This is a genomic window from Ruegeria sp. CDSC068, assembly GCF_059610545.1.
Map to the genome: position 1 here is coordinate 139,792 of NZ_JBXWNV010000008.1, position 14,750 is coordinate 154,541.

Here is a 14,750-nt window from a genome sequence, read left to right on the forward strand (position 1 = left end):
CCTCCCCTTTTGTTCGCGCGTTCGCAACCAGATTTATGTCTGTATTTATCATATTTTGTATAGTTTTAATTTGAAGGCAAAGCTAGTCTTACGCTAACAATCTCAAAGGGGCAGGTCTATGTCAGATGCATCGCCGGTCATCACAATCCGCGACTTGAATAAGTGGTACGGAGACTATCACGCGCTCAGAGACATCAATCTGGATGTCGCGCTTGGGGAAAGAATTGTTGTATGCGGACCTTCGGGATCCGGCAAATCAACCCTCATCCGATGTGTGAATTCTCTGGAGGAGCATGATTCCGGTTCGATCACGGTCGACGGGATCAAAATGACGGACAAAAAGGCCGCCGAAGAAATCCGATCCGAGGTTGGCATGGTGTTTCAGCAGTTCAACTTGTTCCCACACCTGACAATTCTTCAAAATCTGACGCTAGGACCAATCAAGGCGCGTGGCCTGTCGAAATCGGACGCGGAAGAACGCGCAATGACATATCTCGAACGGGTCCGGATTCCTGATCAGGCGCACAAACGGCCAACCGAACTTTCCGGTGGTCAACAACAACGGGTCGCCATCGCACGCTCACTTTGCATGGAGCCCAAGATCATGCTTTTTGACGAGCCCACCTCGGCGCTAGACCCCGAAATGATTTCGGAAGTGCTCGACGTGATCGTGGATCTTGCCCAAGAGGGAATGACGATGATCTGCGTTACCCACGAGATGGGATTCGCGCGAAAGGCAGCGGACCGGATGATCTTTATGGATCAGGGCGAAGTGATTGAAACAGGTACACCCGAAGATTTCTTTGAGGCACCTAAATCAGAACGTTGCAAGCTTTTCCTCAGCCAGATCCTTCAGCACTAAGGGGTATCACATGAAACGTACAACGCGTGTCGCTCTTTGTGCGCTTGTTATTCTCGCCGGTTGTAGTTCTTCGGGCAACTGGGGATGGTACGTCGTCAACCCCTCGACAGAAACGGGTCAGAACAACATTCGATTTCTTTTGTCGGGCTTCTGGTCGACGATCAGCCTGTCTTTGATTGCCGCCGTTCTATCAATGGCCATCGGGCTTCTGGTTGCACTGCCGGGCATGTCGTCAAACCGATGGCTTCGGTTACCAAGCAGGGTCTACATTGAATTCATCCGGGCCATACCGCTCCTGCCGATGTTGTTCTGGGTGTTTTACGGATTCCCGGTTGTTCTGAAATCTATCGGTATCAGTATCAGCATCGACGCTTTTTGGGGCGCGATCATCACGCTGGCCATTTCGGATAGTGCCTTCACCGCCGAGATCTACCGCTCGGGCATCCAGTCGATTGACAAAGGCCAGACCGAAGCGGCAAAGACTGTTGGCCTGAATTACCGCCAGACGATGCTGTATGTAATCCTACCGCAGGCGATCAAGCGGATTCTACCACCGTTGGCGAACCAGTTCATCTATATCGTAAAGATGTCCGCCTTTGCCTCGGTGATCGGGATGCAGGAGTTGACGCGCCGTGCCAACGAGTTGGTCGTAACGGAATACCGACCGCTTGAGATCTATACGCTTTTGATCTTTGAATATCTTGTTCTCGTCCTGATCATCAGCTTCTTCGTGCGCTGGCTGGAACGAAAAATGAGATCGGACGAAAGCCGCTGATCAATGAACAAAGCTGGCGAAATCCGCGGCGACGGCCTGCGCCGCGGCATTGACGAGTTCACGCCCGTGTTCGGGTCGGGCCAGTTCAGAATAGGACCCAACGCGCCCATCGGGAAAGTCGCGCCGATGTTCATCGGGCGGCCCATGGCGGTCACCCGCGTGGGCCGCGATGTACTCGGCAGAAAGCTTGCGCGGAGGACTCGTGTCTCCGGCCTGAACAACGCGATGGGTGGCCTGCGTGATCGCGACCTCGGATGGGGTGGCGTGCATACCCTCCCAGTCGCCGTAGTAGCCACGTCGGAGTTTGTTTACACGGTCAAAGTCCCACCAGCTCCGAATTCGGATTGTCGCACTTACGTCGTGTGCCGCCTTCCGCAAGGGCTCAAGGTTGGCACCGTGGCCGTTCAAAACATAGATCATCGAGAATCCATGATGGGCCAGCCCTTGCATAACCTCTCTCGCCAGATCGCAGTAGAGACCGGCGCTCAGCGAGACGGTGCCCGGAAAGCTCATGTTGAACGGCGCAGGGGCGTAAGCCAGTTCGGGTGCCACGACCGCGCCGGCGATATCGGCCGCAGCCCAAGTGATCTCGCGCGCGCAAATGGCATCCGTACCGATCAGACCGATGGGCCCGTGCTGTTCGACAGACCCGGTCGGCAGAATAACTCCCTTTTGGGTCTTGAGGTATGTTTCAACCTCGGTCCAGGTCATCTCTTCCAATCGCATATTGCCAGCTAACAGAACCAGTCAAGAAAAGGAAAGACACGATGTCCTGGAGCGGATTTCTCACTGAAACAATGGGACGTATAGGCGTTTTGCAAAAACAGACGCCGGGTATGTTCGAGGGGTTCAACTCGATGTCCAAAGCCGCCAAACGCAATGGCGCGCTGGATGAAAAGTCCAAGGAACTGATCGCCCTGGGTATCGCAATCTCGACGCGTTGCGACAGTTGTATCGGGTTTCACACCAAATCGCTTGTCCGGCTCGGCACCACCCGCGAGGAGTTTTGCGAAGCCTTGGAGATGATCGGCTATATGGGCGGTGGCCCTTCGATCGCCTTTGGCGCAAAAGCGCTGGAAGCGTTTGACGAGTTCACTGGCACCGGTGCTTAGGGGCCACACTGAGACAGCGTGTATCTTTTTCTGTCACCCGTCTGAGCTGTTGATCCACAGAACAGCACCTGCGACGGGATTTGTTGCAAACTTTGGATCATTGATCTTCATGGCGTTAGGTCATGTTGACAAATGGCGAGGCCAGAGGCGGATCGTCGGATATCGATGAATCTTAGGAAACTTTCCGCAGTCTTATCGCAGCGGGTTGCGACACGCCAGCGTTCTTAAGCTTGTTGAAGCATCGTTCGACCAGGTTGCGCAGACGATACAGTGAGCGGTCCACGCCGACGCGCATTTTCCGGATTTTCCGCATGGGTATCTATGGACATGTTAACGGCACGATCTGGATTGCTGAGGATGAGTTGGGACCATTTCTCGTTTATGAGGATGCAGTTGCCACCGAAGGTCCGTTCGAATTGATTCTTACCGAATATGCTAGGACCGAAGCCAACGGCAACTAAGCTGAGCCTGCCGCCTCGCTCCGTCATTTACGTGCCGGAGCGACACGATAAAATCTCCATCATTTTTGAGGGAGTTTGGCCAAAGAAATCACCCGGTCGAATTCAGCACCCAAGCAAGGTTGTTCCCCCTTTGAATCTCCGCAGACACCCAAGTTCAGCTAAGCGCACCACCGCACCGACTAGCGCACCACGCAGCATTAGGTAAGTTTCAGCCCTAAGTAGACTTCCAAGGACATACGTCCATACTGCAGTTGCAGCCCGCTTTCCAGGTATTCGCTACAATCGCAATAACTCGATCTTTTAGAATACATGGATCGCGGACGATTCGGACCTATGCAGAGCGCGAGCCAATGACCGCTTTCCCGGGCTTCAATTGAAACCCAGAGCTCAAATCGACATGAGCCACTTCTTGAAAATTCTCACCGTGACCCGCTCCTGATCGCCGGGGCGGCAGACGAAGTAGAGCCCACGATCCAATGGAACACGGCTTTTATCAAGGCGGATCAACCGTCCAAGTTTCAAGTCCCTTTCCGCCAAGAGATGCCTTGCTAGTGCCACGCCCTGCCCGTCAATCGCGACCTCCAAAAGAACAGCGCTGTCCACGTACTTGATGCTCTGCGCGTTGATCCGATTGGCATTCAAACCAACTTGCGCAGCCCAGCTTTCCCATCCGACGTTGAAGGCGTCGTGCAATAGCGGGAGGTCAGCCACATCCTGGGCGCGCATTGGCAATCGGGCTTTCTCAACAAGAGACGGCGCGGCCACGACAATCAATTCCTCTTGTCTTATCTGTTCATGATATAGCCTGTCCCAGCCTGGTTGCCCAAAACGCAAAGCGACATCGACCTCGGAGGATTCGAAATCCGCAAAGGTATCGTTTGTGTCCAACAACAATGCGATACCCGGATGTTCTTGCTGAAACGAGCTTAGCAACGGAACAAGCCATTTGAGCGCCAGCGATGTGGACAGCGACACCGTAATCGACTGGCGGTGATGCAATCGCTTCACCTCCATCACGCCCAGCTGCAACGCCGAAAACGCCCCACGAGTTGATTGATGCAGGCGTTCTCCGGCTTTCGTCAGTTCAACGCCATTGGGGCGGCGGTGAAAGAGCGTCACACCAAGATGCAGTTCCAGCAGCTTGATTTGCCGACTGATCGCGCCATGAGTGACGTTGAGCACATCCGCCGCCTTGGTCAGGCTGGAGTGGGTTGCGGTTTCGTCAAAGGCCTGAAGGGCACGAAGGTGTCTGAGGTTTTCCACGATGTGAGAAAATCTAACATCAATGTTCATGAAACTCGATAGGTTTACCTAATTCCAAGAAAATACACTGCTTTCAGCACAAAAATTCTCACATACTCTGCATCTAGAGAAAGGCGACACCATGCCTGAAATCAAAGTCGCGCTGATGACAGGAACGGGACAAGGCATTGGCCGGGGCTGCGCCGTTGAGATGGCGAAGGCAGGTTACAAAGTTTCGCTGATGTCTCCGTCCAATCGCTCGGTCGAACTGGCGGAAGAGCTTGGAGGCATTGGCCGCCGCGGCTCTGTTTTGGATATTGATGATCTGCAAGCGATGATCGACGACACCATGAGCAAATATGGACGAATTGATGCAATCGTCAGCAATATGGGCCACGGTGGCTCGGTGCCAGAAGCCATAAAGACGGTAGGGTTTGATCCCGACTTTGACGGGCCGCTTTTGGAACTCAGCGACGAGTTGTGGCACGAAAGCCTGGACATGTATGTGCTGAACGTCGTCAAGATTGCCCGTATCGTCACACCCTTACTGATCGCACAGGGCGGCGGTGCTTTCGTAAACATCTCGTCCATGAACACAATCGAGCCGCGAGCCCCTTATCCGATGAGCATGTTGCGCGGTGCCCTGCATAGTTTCTCAAAGCTTTATGGGGATCGTTATGCACGGCATAACATTCGCATGAACAACCTGCTCCCCGGATTCTGCGAAAACGTAAACCTGTCTGAGCGGGCACGCCGGGAAATCCCTGCTCAGCGGCCGGCAACATTTGAGGAAATTGGGCAAGCTTGCGTGTTTCTTGCCAGCGATGGCGCCCGGTATATTAATGGCCAGAGCATACTGTCTGACGGCGGGATGAACCGGGCGGTACGATAGCAAAGAGGCGGGGAAGTATGATTGTTACAGCACTCAGTGAAACCCTTGGAACAGATCGCGATGTTTCTGGTCCGGGCTGGAACAGCAGAAGGTTATTGCTGGCGTCTGATGGAATGGGTTTTTCGCTCACGGATACGGTCATCAAAAACGGTGCCGAGCTTGAGCTTGAGTACACACATCATTTGGAGGCGTGCTACTGTATCGAAGGAAAGGGGCAGATCAGAGCGTCTGGTGAAGAAACATGGCATTCCCTTGAACCATTTACCCTCTATGCCTTGGACCAACATGACCGACATTTGGTGCGTGCAACAGAGGCTGATCTGCGACTTGTCTGCGTCTTCAATCCGCCGCTCAGCGGGCCTGAAGTACATCGCGAAGATGGAAGCTATGCCTCAATAGCATCCTGATGAAGGTGGTGATGTTTACGTAATCCGATCGTTCACGCAGCGCGCAGCATCGGTCGACATGGGCTCAAACTGCACAATTGTGCTATCGTCACATGCGTGTTTGACAAACCACTGGCCAGACCCTCGGCCTCATGATTACTTGCGCTCTTACAGGCATCAAACAGCCAGGAGCCGCCCAATGACCAGGCAATACAGCTTTCCCGAGGGACATTGGAATTGGCCAATAAAGCTGACTCACCACCACGCAGTGCGTGCGGGTGACATGATCTTTACTGGCGGGCAAGTGGATTTGGATACCCAGGGAACCGTACGCAACATCGGCGATCTGGATGCGCAGGTGCGTAATTCGATGGCCTATATGCAGGATCTTCTGACTGACCTTGGCGTGGGTTTCACCGATCTGGTGCGGTTGGTTGTCTATTATGTCGGTGACGCGAGTGATGAGGCCCGGATGCTGAACCTTCTGGTCGACATCATCGGAAATGAAGTCAAACCCGCGGTTAATCTGATCAACCTGCCTGAACTCTGTTACCCTGACATGCTGTGCGAAATTGAAGGCGTCGCCATGCGCGCGCCTGATGGCAGCGCTCTGCCCCGTCAGAATTACCATCTCGATGCCCAATCACCCCTGCCTAAAGCCTTCTCGCATGTGGTGAAATGCGCCGACATGATCTTTACCGGTGACATGACCGCCCGCTCCGCCGACGGATCAGTCACCCATCCCGGCGATATCGTGGCGCAAACCCGATTGATGATGGAGCGTCTCTCCCAAGCACTTCAGGCCGCAGGCGCAGGGATGCAGGATGTGGTCAAGGTCAACACGTTCTATCTTGGCGACGGCACAGCAGAAGATTGGGAAGTTTCGGCCTGCATCCGCGCCGATTATTTCCCTAATCCCGGTCCGGCGCCCACCGGCATTCCTGTGCCGTCCTTTCCCCATGACGGGCTGACGACACGAATCGCTGCTACAGCCTGCGACCCGGGAGCGCACCACATCCGTCATGCCTGGCCTGAAGGGCACTGGAATTGGACCACTGCACTGCCTTACAAACACGGAATCGGCTCCGGCCAATTAATCCATGTGGGCGGCCAGGTGGCACTGGATAAGCAAGCAAAGGTTCTGGAACCTGGCGACATGGTCGCCCAAACCCGTATCGCAATGGAGAATGTGGCTCGCGTATTGGATGAATTCGGCGCTACTCTGGACGATGTGGTCAAAGTCACCACCTTCTATCAAGGCAGCGCTTCGGCCGAAGCGCTACACGAAAACCTTCTGATCCGATCCAATTCCTACATCGCACCTGGCCCAGCCACGACAGGCATTCCGGTGCCCAATCTGATCTACGAAGACATGGTGATTGAGATAGAGGTGATCGCGATGCTTGAGAACGATAAGGAAGCGTGAATACACGTCAATCTTTCCTAGACGTGGCCGGCCCCTTCCGGACATTGAACACCCAGGCAAGTTTTTGCGGTCGCAGCCCGCTTTAATGTCATTCGCTGCAAGCGCATAATTTACCTACTAACAAATTTAGACATCGCGGGATTTTGCCGCCGATTCATTTCGGGTGCTTGCTGACGCAGTATCCGCGCGTAGTTGCGGCATTTTTGTTTTTGCGGCGCAGCGCGTGTCGTCGATCTGGTCATTCGCTGATGTCGAATTGAACGGAAACGAAACTGCAAATTCAACGCAGCCTGGTCAGAAAAGTAAGACACGTAACCAAACGAGAATTCGCCGCGCTTGTGCTAATGGCTGTCTGTGGAAAAAATGGTCGTTATCATTCCTGGCTAATTTGGCTGTTCCCTTGGAGACGGATTGTGGTCAACTGTCTCTCGACTTCGTCATCAAATTATCAGTGAAAAATTGAAATAAAAGTTAACCCGTTTCAGGCAGCATGTTCTTAAGTCGCGAAATTGTTGATCTGCTTACGCCCAGCATCCTTCCGATTTCTGCGGCAGTTTTGCCCATAGACAGCAGGGAAAGTGCCTCTTCGCGCTCCGTTGCAGTCAGTTTCTTGGGACGCCCTTTGCTCAGGCCGAAGGATCTGGGTCGGTCTTCGACAGTACGGCTTTCCAGATCGGCCAGCCCGAGTTCATAGTCGATGACGCCGGACAACACATCCAGAACTGTTTCCGCCCGTCCGCCTTCAGTGTTGATCCAAGGCTCGGACATAGATCGGAAAGCAGCTCCCTTTTCATGAACTTGCCGCAACAGGTTGACCAGTTCAGCGATGGAGTCCGCAATCGCAGATAGGCGCGAAACCACTATTACATCACCAGCGGACACATCCGCCAGAAAAGTTTCCAGTGTTTCTCCCCGGTCATTGCCGTCTTGCGTGGTATCACTCCAGATACGATCACATCCCTGGCGCTTCAGCTCGCTTAGTTGAACTTCACTTCGATACCATTTCGATGATACCCGCGCATATCCGATTTTTACCATTCTAAATCAATCTCGTAGAATTGGTTCCACAGTAAGTTCTTGACTTATGCACGCAATTATGAACGTTTATTTGCACGCAGTTCTGCACGAATATAGCGCTGAACCTGTGCAATGACAATCGCCTTAGCGAGTGACCGGGACTCAATGCAGCATTCTTTTACAGAAGCGCCCAGAGATGCCAGCCTTTACAATGAGGATCTGGCGCCGGTGCCTGTTGGAAAGCGCGATTGGGGTTGGTTTGAGTTGTTCAATGTCTGGGCCAATGATGTGCAATCACTGTTCGGATACACATTGGCCGCCTCACTGTTTCTGACTTATGGGCTGAACGGATGGACTGTGTTTGCGGGCATTGTTTTGGCCGGGTTCATCGTCATGGGACTGGTCAACCTGATCGGCAAGCCGAGTGTCAGATACGGCATTCCTTTCCCGGTCATGGCCCGCGCAAGTATGGGTGTGCGAGGGGCAAACTTCCCAGCTTTAATCCGCGCCGTGGTGGCAATCTTCTGGTATGGTGTTCAGACCTATTTCGCTTCAACCGCACTTGCACTTGCCATGGTCGCGTTGATCGGCACTCAGGGACCACCCGTCTTTCTTGGCCTCAGTGCTATTGAATGGATTGCCTTTCTGGCGGTTTGGTCCTTTCAGATTGCCCTGTTCTGGAACGGGATAGATCCGATTGTGGGTTTCCTCAATTTTGCAGGGCCATTCGTCTATGCAGTGATGGTGGCGCTGGCCGTCATGATCTGGATTGAGGCTGGTAACGACCTGTGGCGCGAGCTTGGAACCATCTTTCGTGGAACCGGCAGTTATCAAGGCAGTCAGTTAGGTGCATTTGCGGCGGTGGTCGGAACGATGATCGCCTATTTTTCGGCTGTGGTGATCAATTTCGGTGATTTTTCGCGGTTCGTGCGCTCGGAACATGAAATGCGCAAAGGCAACCTGCTAGGCTTGCCGATCAATATCGCCTTCTTTTCTCTGATTGCTCTGATCGTCACAGCAGGAACCGTCGCGATCTGGGGCGAAGCGCTGACCAATCCCACGGCAATCATCGCGCGGATCGATTCTTTACCGTTGACGCTCTTGGCTGCGGCAACCTTCTTCGCCGCCACAGTTGGGATCAACCTTGTGGCAAACTTTATCCCACCTGCTTATGACCTTGCCAACCTGATGCCCAGCCGGATTAACTTCCGGGTCGCCGGCATCATCACTTCGGCCTATGCGCTGGTGATAGGCGGTTTATGGGTTTCGACCATCAGCCAGATCGGCATTCTGGGTTTTGTGAATACGCTTGGGGCCGTTCTGGCCCCAGTCTACGGCATCATCATCACCGATTTTTATCTGGTGAAATCTGGCAATCTGGATGTTGATCAGCTGTTCTCGGCTGCGCGGGATGGTCCTTACTTTTACAGCAATGGCTGGAACATGGCGGCAATCGTGTCATTCATCCTTCCGGCCATATTTTCCGTTCTCACAGTCTGGGTCCCAATGCTGAGCACACTTTCGGGCTTTGCATGGGTGATCGGCGCAGGATTCGGAGGTGTGTTCTACTGGGCAATTGCAAAGCGTTGACTGGCTGAGACTTTAGCCAATTCGATGCCCGAGGGCAGAGAAGCCGATCACCGCTACGCGTGGTCGGACAGGGAAGGTTTGTCCCGGACAAAAGCTGAAATGGGATTGAACGTCGCAACCCTGCGACGGCAACGGTTCGGGTGGGATGCCTGAAGCGAAGGGCGACTTTTGTCGCAAACTCCGGGGGGCTTACCCCCGTATCAAAACGGGAGGAAATAATGGTAACTACAGCAACCTCTGTCGAAGGCGCAGGTACAACAGATCCGGAAGGCGATACGCTTAATCCGGTATCGCCCAATGAAAAAACATGGGGCGCATTTGCGATCTTCAACATCTGGGCCAACGATGTTCAATCATTGTTTGGGTATTCACTTGTCGCGTCGCTGTTCATTTCATACGGCGTTGGCGGTTGGACCGCCTTTCTGGCGCTTATTGTGGCCGGGCTGTTCGTCATGTGGATGGTGAATCTGTCTGGTGCACCAGGCGAGAAATACGGCATTCCCTACCCGGTTCTGGCGCGCGCCAGTATGGGTACGGCTGGGTCCAAGCTCCCGGCGGTGTTAAGGGCCACAGTCGCGGTGTTCTGGTACGGCGTTCAGGTCTATTTCGCCTCAACCGCCCTGTCACTTTTGATCCGTTCGATCACCGGCGCGGATGGCGGGGCCGAGATGCTAGGCCTGACTGGTATCGACTGGTTCGCCTTCTTCATCGTCTGGGTGTTTCACATCGTCATTTTCTGGCGCGGTATGGGCTGGGTCGAAACGTTCCTCAACTTCGCCGGGCCTTTCGTTTATGCGGTGATGATCGGCCTTGTGATCGTTCTCTGGCAGCGCTCAGACGGGCAGCTTCTGAGCGCAACGGCAACGATCTTCTCCAATCCCGAAGGCACGTTCGGGTCTGAGGTCAAAGGCTTTATCGCCATCTTCGGCACCATGGTTGCCTACTTCTCGGCTGTGATGATCAACTTCTCGGACTTCTCGCGCTATTCACGAGACAAAGCATCTATGAAGGCGGGTAACCTGGCTGGTTTGCCGTTGAACATGATCCTGTTCTCGGCCTTGGCGCTGCTGACAACCGGTGGTGCAGCCGTAGTCTTCGGTGAGGAGATCATCAACCCGACCGAGATCGTTGAAAAGACCGATAGTGTTCTGCTGGGCATTATCGCCGCCATCACTTTCTTCGCTGCTACGGTTGGTATCAATCTTGTCGCGAACTTCATCCCTGCGGTGAATGGCATCGCCAACCTCGCACCTGGGAAAATCAGCTTCCGTCAGGCAGGCCTGGCCACATCAGTCTTTGCACTGGTCATCGGTGGCCTGTGGACGGCCATAATCTCGAATATCGGCATCGCTGGGTTCGTGAATACACTGGGTGCAACACTGGCTCCGATCTTCGGAATCATGATTGTCGACTATTACATGATCCGCAAAGAAGAGCTGAACAGGGATGACCTCTACAACATGCAAGGGGGCGAGTACCACTATGGCAATGGCTGGAACGACTCGGCTCTGATTGCCTTCGGCGTCGCCTCGGTGTTTTCGGTCGCCACGGTCTGGGTCCCGGCCCTTGGCATCCTGTCAGGCTACGCCTGGATCATCGGTGCAATCCTTGGCGGCGTTATCTACAAAGCCATGGCAAAGAAGAACGCTTAAGCATTTGGTAAGAGGTGGTGGGCAGTGCGCTGCCCGCCACAACATCCCGTGAAAGCAATTTTTATCGCTTACTCGTTACAGACAAGCTTCGGTCTTACGCCGCCGCAATAGCTGAGATTGCACCGGGGATCGAGCATCGCCAGTACAAGGGCTTGAACAACCGAGCTGAGGCCTCGCATCAACACACCCGCCAGCAGGAGAAGATCATGGACCGTTCAAGTCACCCGGACAGGCGCAGAGATTTCTGGCGCCTCATGACCAAATCGCCGCATTGTTCCGCCCAAATTGCCGCCGCCTTTCTGCCAGTTCTTATCGTCACGCCCGAGCTGATGCTTTTGATATTTGGCAAAATTACACGCGCGAACTGAACCTCTGAACTCCACTCTGATAGCCCTGTGCTGCAAACACCGAACAACCTGACAAAGCCGCTGCGACGTATTTGTGTTGGTTCTATTGCAAAGGTCTTGACGAACGAAGAGAACCCGACATCACACTGCGGGATCAAACACCTAGACAAATCCCCCTGCGCATAAGAACCTGTGACCAAACAAAAACAGGGAGAAGATTGATGAAACTGATTGCTGGCCCAGTTCTGGCCTTACTTTTCTCGACGACCTCAGTGCTTGCTGCGGGCGATGGGACCTGCGCCAAAGGCAAGACCCTAACAGAGGGCACCCTGACAATCGCAACAGGTAATCCGGCCTACTATCCTTGGGTTATGAATGACGCGCCCGAAAGCGGCGAAGGATTCGAAGCCGCCGTTGCTTATGCAATCGCCGAAAAAATGGGCTTCGACCAGAACAATGTCACCTGGGTTCGTACAAGTTTTGACGAGGCGATTCAGCCCGGCGCTAAGAACTTTGACTTCAACATGCAGCAGTACTCGATCACTCCCGAACGGGAAGAAATGGTTGATTTCAGCCTGCCCTATTACACCTCGGCCATGGCGGTTCTGACCACCCAGAACGTTGTCGATTCCGGCGCAGAAGCGACGTTGGACGGCCTCAAGGAATTGAAGTGGGGCGCTGTGGCCACGACGACAGCGATCCCGATGCTGAACGACGTGATCCAGCCGTCTAGTGAACCGCTGCTTTACAACGACAATGCTGATGTGAATGCGGCCATCATGGCTGGCCAGATCGATGCCGCAATTTATGACCTGCCTACGGCACTCTATCTGTCGGCTGTCGTGGTCGAAAACGGTGCATTGCTTGGCCAGTTCCCTGCGGGACAATCCGAAAGTCCTGATCAGTTCGGCGTTTTGATGGAAGAGGGCAACGGGTTGAAGGAATGCGTCAACGCGGCCATCACAGAACTGACCGAAAGCGGCGAGCTTGCCGCGATTGAAACCCAATGGCTGTCCGAGGCTACAGGTGTGCCGGTCATCGAGTAGATGGAAGAAACGTCATTGCAAAAAGACTCGGTTGAGCGCCCTGCCGCGACGCCCACGCGTCGCGAGGTTTATGAAGCTGAGGTACGGCGTCGCTCAAATCGCATCGCGCTGATTTCAGTGGTCAGCGTGGCTCTTGCCATCGTCGTCCTCGTCCCGCTCGCCCCCGGTTGGGAGGCCGTACAACGCTCGTTTTTTAACGGCCGGGTCTTCGCCGAGACGTTTCCCGGATTGCTCGAAGCCTTTCTGATGAACGTGATGATATTCGCGTGGTCTGCACCGCTTATCGCGATCACGGGTCTGGTTATCGCGCTGTGTCGGGACACGCGCGCACCAGCACTTTTTCCGCTGCGGCTGTTCGGCATTGCATATACGGACATCTTCCGTGGCCTGCCAGTGGTTCTTGTTATTTACATTATTGGCTTTGGCGTGCCCGGGTTGGGCCTGCCGAGGCCCTGGAACAGCCCCTACATTTGGGGCACGCTGGCGCTGGTTTTGGTCTATTCGGCCTATGTGGCCGAAGTGATCCGCTCGGGCATTGACTCTATCCATCAGTCGCAGCGATCCGCCGCGGCCTCGCTGGGGCTAAGTGATCAGGACACCATGCGCTATGTGGTCCTGCCGCAGGCCATACGAAACGTCGTTCCTGCAAATATGAACCTGTTCATCGCTTTGCAGAAGGACGTGGCGCTTTTGTCCTTTATCGGCCCGGTTGAGATTTTCCGTCAGGCTGGTGTTTACAAATCGCTCTATGCCAATTTTACGCCTTATGTGGGCGCAGCGCTTATCTTTCTTGCGCTGACCATACCAGCAACGCGGTATGCGGACTACCTTATGAACAAGCAGAACAGGGCCCGTACATGACAGCGAAGTTATCCTTGCGCGGGGTGCGGAAACGGTTCGATGATCACGAGGTATGCAAGGGCATTGACCTGGATGTAGCTGAGGGCGAGATGGTGTGCCTGATTGGCGCCTCAGGCTCTGGCAAATCCACACTCTTGCGTTGCATGAACTTGCTTGAACCCATCGATGACGGCGAGATCTGGCTGGACGGGAAAGACATCTCTGAACCGGGACTGGACCCACAGCCGGTGCGTCAACAGATCGGCATAGTCTTCCAAAGCTACAACCTCTTTCCTCACATGACAGCGGCAGAGAACGTAATGCTCGCGCCACGTCGTGTACGCGGGCTGAGCAGAGACGACCTGCGCCCGCGGGTGACCCAGCTTTTCACGCGCTTTGGGTTGGGCGACCGGATGGAGCACTATCCAGACCAGCTATCGGGCGGCCAGCAGCAGCGAGTGGCTATCATCCGTGCGCTGGCGATGGAGCCACAGATCATGCTGTTTGACGAGATTACAAGCGCACTGGATCCCGAACTGGTAGGCGAGGTTCTGGACGTTCTGAGGGACCTGCGAAAGCAGGGTATGACCATGGTACTAGCCACCCACGAAATGGGTTTTGCACGTGAGCTGGCAGACAAAGTGTGTTTCCTTGATGCCGGACGCATCCTGGAACAGGGCCCGCCCGAGGTGCTCTTTTCCCAACCACACGAACCACGCACCAAGGCATTCCTTTCACGCGTGCTGTGATGCCCAAACGGGTTCTGTTGCGAAGTACTAACTGACCACAGCGATAGCTTAGTACCGGCGAGTTAAGCGGCCAACTCCGCGAACTGTTTGAAAGGACAGGTTTCGGATCATGTCGACCATCTCGATCTGGATTGGGTATCCAAGGCCCCTCAGCATCTTGTTTGTGGAATTGGTGCCAGCTGTGTTGGTACTGCTTTTGTCGACAACAAATTTGCGTGGTAGGCCGTTCATATCTAAGGAGCGGGAGAAGAACTTCGTCGCGATGGCCTTGTTCCGGCGCTTTGACGGCATGAAGTCACCAGTCTTACCGTTTTGCCGATGGCCCGATAAAGGCAAAGGGCATTATCCACTCA

15 protein-coding genes and 2 pseudogenes are annotated in these 14,750 nt (G+C 54.2%); 13 read left to right on the top strand and 4 right to left on the bottom strand.

Going from position 1 to position 14,750, the window contains the following annotated elements; genetic code table 11:
- The first annotated feature begins 118 nt into the window (after nt 1-118).
- Together AC2FID_RS16825 and AC2FID_RS16830 are read left to right on the top strand one after the other, a co-directional pair.
- On the top strand, nt 119-862 hold the full coding sequence (locus AC2FID_RS16825; RefSeq protein WP_496699188.1) for an amino acid ABC transporter ATP-binding protein: 744 nt from the start codon (nt 119-121) through the stop codon (nt 860-862).
- 10 nt (nt 863-872) lie between these two features.
- Nucleotides 873-1,637: an amino acid ABC transporter permease gene (locus AC2FID_RS16830; RefSeq protein WP_496837821.1), complete on the top strand. Its 765-nt coding sequence runs from the start codon at nt 873-875 to the stop codon at nt 1,635-1,637.
- Here AC2FID_RS16830 and AC2FID_RS16835 read toward each other — a convergent pair whose 3' ends face one another.
- A complete protein-coding gene (locus AC2FID_RS16835; protein WP_282170315.1) occupies nt 1,638-2,363 on the bottom strand; it encodes a creatininase family protein in 726 nt (241 codons plus the stop codon).
- Between the two features lie 41 nt (nt 2,364-2,404).
- Between AC2FID_RS16835 and AC2FID_RS16840 the strand changes: the two genes are divergently transcribed.
- The gene (locus AC2FID_RS16840; RefSeq protein ID WP_282170314.1) at nt 2,405-2,749 is read left to right on the top strand and encodes a carboxymuconolactone decarboxylase family protein; all 345 of its coding nucleotides are present in this window, start codon (nt 2,405-2,407) and stop codon (nt 2,747-2,749) included.
- A 120-nt stretch (nt 2,750-2,869) separates the two neighbouring features.
- Here the strand turns inward: AC2FID_RS16840 and AC2FID_RS16845 are convergent.
- Nucleotides 2,870-3,068 (bottom strand): annotated as a pseudogene (locus AC2FID_RS16845) (IS5/IS1182 family transposase); the annotation flags it as partial.
- Between AC2FID_RS16845 and AC2FID_RS16850 the strand changes: the two are divergent.
- Nucleotides 3,061-3,210 (top strand): hypothetical protein, encoded by a 150-nt coding sequence (locus AC2FID_RS16850; protein ID WP_282170433.1) that lies wholly within the window; start codon nt 3,061-3,063, stop codon nt 3,208-3,210. The pseudogene AC2FID_RS16845 and the gene AC2FID_RS16850 sit on opposite strands and share 8 nt — an antisense overlap.
- A 387-nt stretch (nt 3,211-3,597) precedes the next feature.
- Here the strand turns inward: AC2FID_RS16850 and AC2FID_RS16855 are convergent, their stop codons facing one another.
- A complete protein-coding gene (locus AC2FID_RS16855; protein WP_496837823.1) occupies nt 3,598-4,503 on the bottom strand; it encodes a LysR substrate-binding domain-containing protein in 906 nt (301 codons plus the stop codon).
- A 91-nt stretch (nt 4,504-4,594) separates the two neighbouring features.
- Here AC2FID_RS16855 and AC2FID_RS16860 point away from each other — a divergent pair, with 91 nt between their 5' ends.
- The 3 genes from AC2FID_RS16860 to AC2FID_RS16870 all read left to right on the top strand — a co-directional run bounded on the left by AC2FID_RS16860 (nt 4,595) and on the right by AC2FID_RS16870 (nt 7,156).
- Nucleotides 4,595-5,344, top strand: a complete 750-nt coding sequence (locus AC2FID_RS16860; RefSeq protein WP_282170312.1) for an SDR family oxidoreductase — start codon at nt 4,595-4,597, stop codon at nt 5,342-5,344.
- Between the two features lie 17 nt (nt 5,345-5,361).
- Nucleotides 5,362-5,751: an ectoine synthase gene (locus AC2FID_RS16865; RefSeq protein WP_496837824.1), complete on the top strand. Its 390-nt coding sequence runs from the start codon at nt 5,362-5,364 to the stop codon at nt 5,749-5,751.
- 178 nt (nt 5,752-5,929) lie between these two features.
- A complete protein-coding gene (locus tag AC2FID_RS16870) occupies nt 5,930-7,156 on the top strand; it encodes a RidA family protein (RefSeq protein ID WP_496837826.1) in 1,227 nt (408 codons plus the stop codon).
- A 471-nt stretch (nt 7,157-7,627) separates the two neighbouring features.
- Here AC2FID_RS16870 and AC2FID_RS16875 read toward each other — a convergent pair whose 3' ends face one another.
- The gene (locus AC2FID_RS16875; RefSeq protein ID WP_282170309.1) at nt 7,628-8,194 is read right to left on the bottom strand and encodes a recombinase family protein; all 567 of its coding nucleotides are present in this window, start codon (nt 8,192-8,194) and stop codon (nt 7,628-7,630) included.
- A gap of 144 nt (nt 8,195-8,338) precedes the next feature.
- Here AC2FID_RS16875 and AC2FID_RS16880 point away from each other — a divergent pair, with 144 nt between their 5' ends.
- The 6 genes and pseudogenes from AC2FID_RS16880 to AC2FID_RS16905 all read left to right on the top strand — a co-directional run bounded on the left by AC2FID_RS16880 (nt 8,339) and on the right by AC2FID_RS16905 (nt 14,397).
- Nucleotides 8,339-9,763, top strand: coding sequence for an NCS1 family nucleobase:cation symporter-1 (locus AC2FID_RS16880; RefSeq protein WP_282170308.1), 1,425 nt, complete (start codon nt 8,339-8,341; stop codon nt 9,761-9,763).
- Between the two features lie 218 nt (nt 9,764-9,981).
- Nucleotides 9,982-11,415, top strand: a complete 1,434-nt coding sequence (locus AC2FID_RS16885) for an NCS1 family nucleobase:cation symporter-1 (RefSeq protein ID WP_496837828.1) — start codon at nt 9,982-9,984, stop codon at nt 11,413-11,415.
- 65 nt (nt 11,416-11,480) lie between these two features.
- A pseudogene (locus tag AC2FID_RS16890) lies at nt 11,481-11,791 on the top strand (DDE-type integrase/transposase/recombinase); the annotation flags it as partial.
- A gap of 192 nt (nt 11,792-11,983) precedes the next feature.
- Nucleotides 11,984-12,808 carry an ABC transporter substrate-binding protein gene (locus tag AC2FID_RS16895; RefSeq protein ID WP_496837830.1) on the top strand — a complete coding sequence of 275 codons (825 nt, stop codon included), beginning with the start codon at nt 11,984-11,986 and terminating at the stop codon, nt 12,806-12,808.
- A complete protein-coding gene (locus tag AC2FID_RS16900) occupies nt 12,809-13,669 on the top strand; it encodes an amino acid ABC transporter permease (protein WP_109311164.1) in 861 nt (286 codons plus the stop codon).
- On the top strand, nt 13,666-14,397 hold the full coding sequence (locus AC2FID_RS16905) for an amino acid ABC transporter ATP-binding protein (RefSeq protein ID WP_282121067.1): 732 nt from the start codon (nt 13,666-13,668) through the stop codon (nt 14,395-14,397). The genes AC2FID_RS16900 and AC2FID_RS16905 overlap by 4 nt, the downstream gene beginning before the upstream one ends.
- The last annotated feature ends 353 nt before the right edge of the window (nt 14,398-14,750 follow it).

Excerpts from the sequence above, each read along its gene's own strand:
- AC2FID_RS16900 (WP_109311164.1), top strand. The coding sequence starts at position 12,809 with ATGGAAGAAACGTCATTGCAAAAAGACTCGGTTGAGCGCCCTGCCGCG.
- AC2FID_RS16840 (WP_282170314.1), top strand. The coding sequence starts at position 2,405 with ATGTCCTGGAGCGGATTTCTCACTGAAACAATGGGACGTATAGGCGTT.
- AC2FID_RS16885 (WP_496837828.1), top strand. The coding sequence starts at position 9,982 with ATGGTAACTACAGCAACCTCTGTCGAAGGCGCAGGTACAACAGATCCG.
- AC2FID_RS16835 (WP_282170315.1), bottom strand. The coding sequence starts at position 2,363 with ATGCGATTGGAAGAGATGACCTGGACCGAGGTTGAAACATACCTCAAG.
- AC2FID_RS16830 (WP_496837821.1), top strand. The coding sequence starts at position 873 with ATGAAACGTACAACGCGTGTCGCTCTTTGTGCGCTTGTTATTCTCGCC.
- AC2FID_RS16875 (WP_282170309.1), bottom strand. The coding sequence starts at position 8,194 with ATGGTAAAAATCGGATATGCGCGGGTATCATCGAAATGGTATCGAAGT.
- AC2FID_RS16895 (WP_496837830.1), top strand. The coding sequence starts at position 11,984 with ATGAAACTGATTGCTGGCCCAGTTCTGGCCTTACTTTTCTCGACGACC.
- AC2FID_RS16905 (WP_282121067.1), top strand. The coding sequence starts at position 13,666 with ATGACAGCGAAGTTATCCTTGCGCGGGGTGCGGAAACGGTTCGATGAT.
- AC2FID_RS16860 (WP_282170312.1), top strand. The coding sequence starts at position 4,595 with ATGCCTGAAATCAAAGTCGCGCTGATGACAGGAACGGGACAAGGCATT.
- AC2FID_RS16870 (WP_496837826.1), top strand. The coding sequence starts at position 5,930 with ATGACCAGGCAATACAGCTTTCCCGAGGGACATTGGAATTGGCCAATA.
- AC2FID_RS16850 (WP_282170433.1), top strand. The coding sequence starts at position 3,061 with ATGGGTATCTATGGACATGTTAACGGCACGATCTGGATTGCTGAGGAT.
- AC2FID_RS16825 (WP_496699188.1), top strand. The coding sequence starts at position 119 with ATGTCAGATGCATCGCCGGTCATCACAATCCGCGACTTGAATAAGTGG.
- AC2FID_RS16880 (WP_282170308.1), top strand. The coding sequence starts at position 8,339 with ATGCAGCATTCTTTTACAGAAGCGCCCAGAGATGCCAGCCTTTACAAT.
- AC2FID_RS16865 (WP_496837824.1), top strand. The coding sequence starts at position 5,362 with ATGATTGTTACAGCACTCAGTGAAACCCTTGGAACAGATCGCGATGTT.
- AC2FID_RS16855 (WP_496837823.1), bottom strand. The coding sequence starts at position 4,503 with ATGAACATTGATGTTAGATTTTCTCACATCGTGGAAAACCTCAGACAC.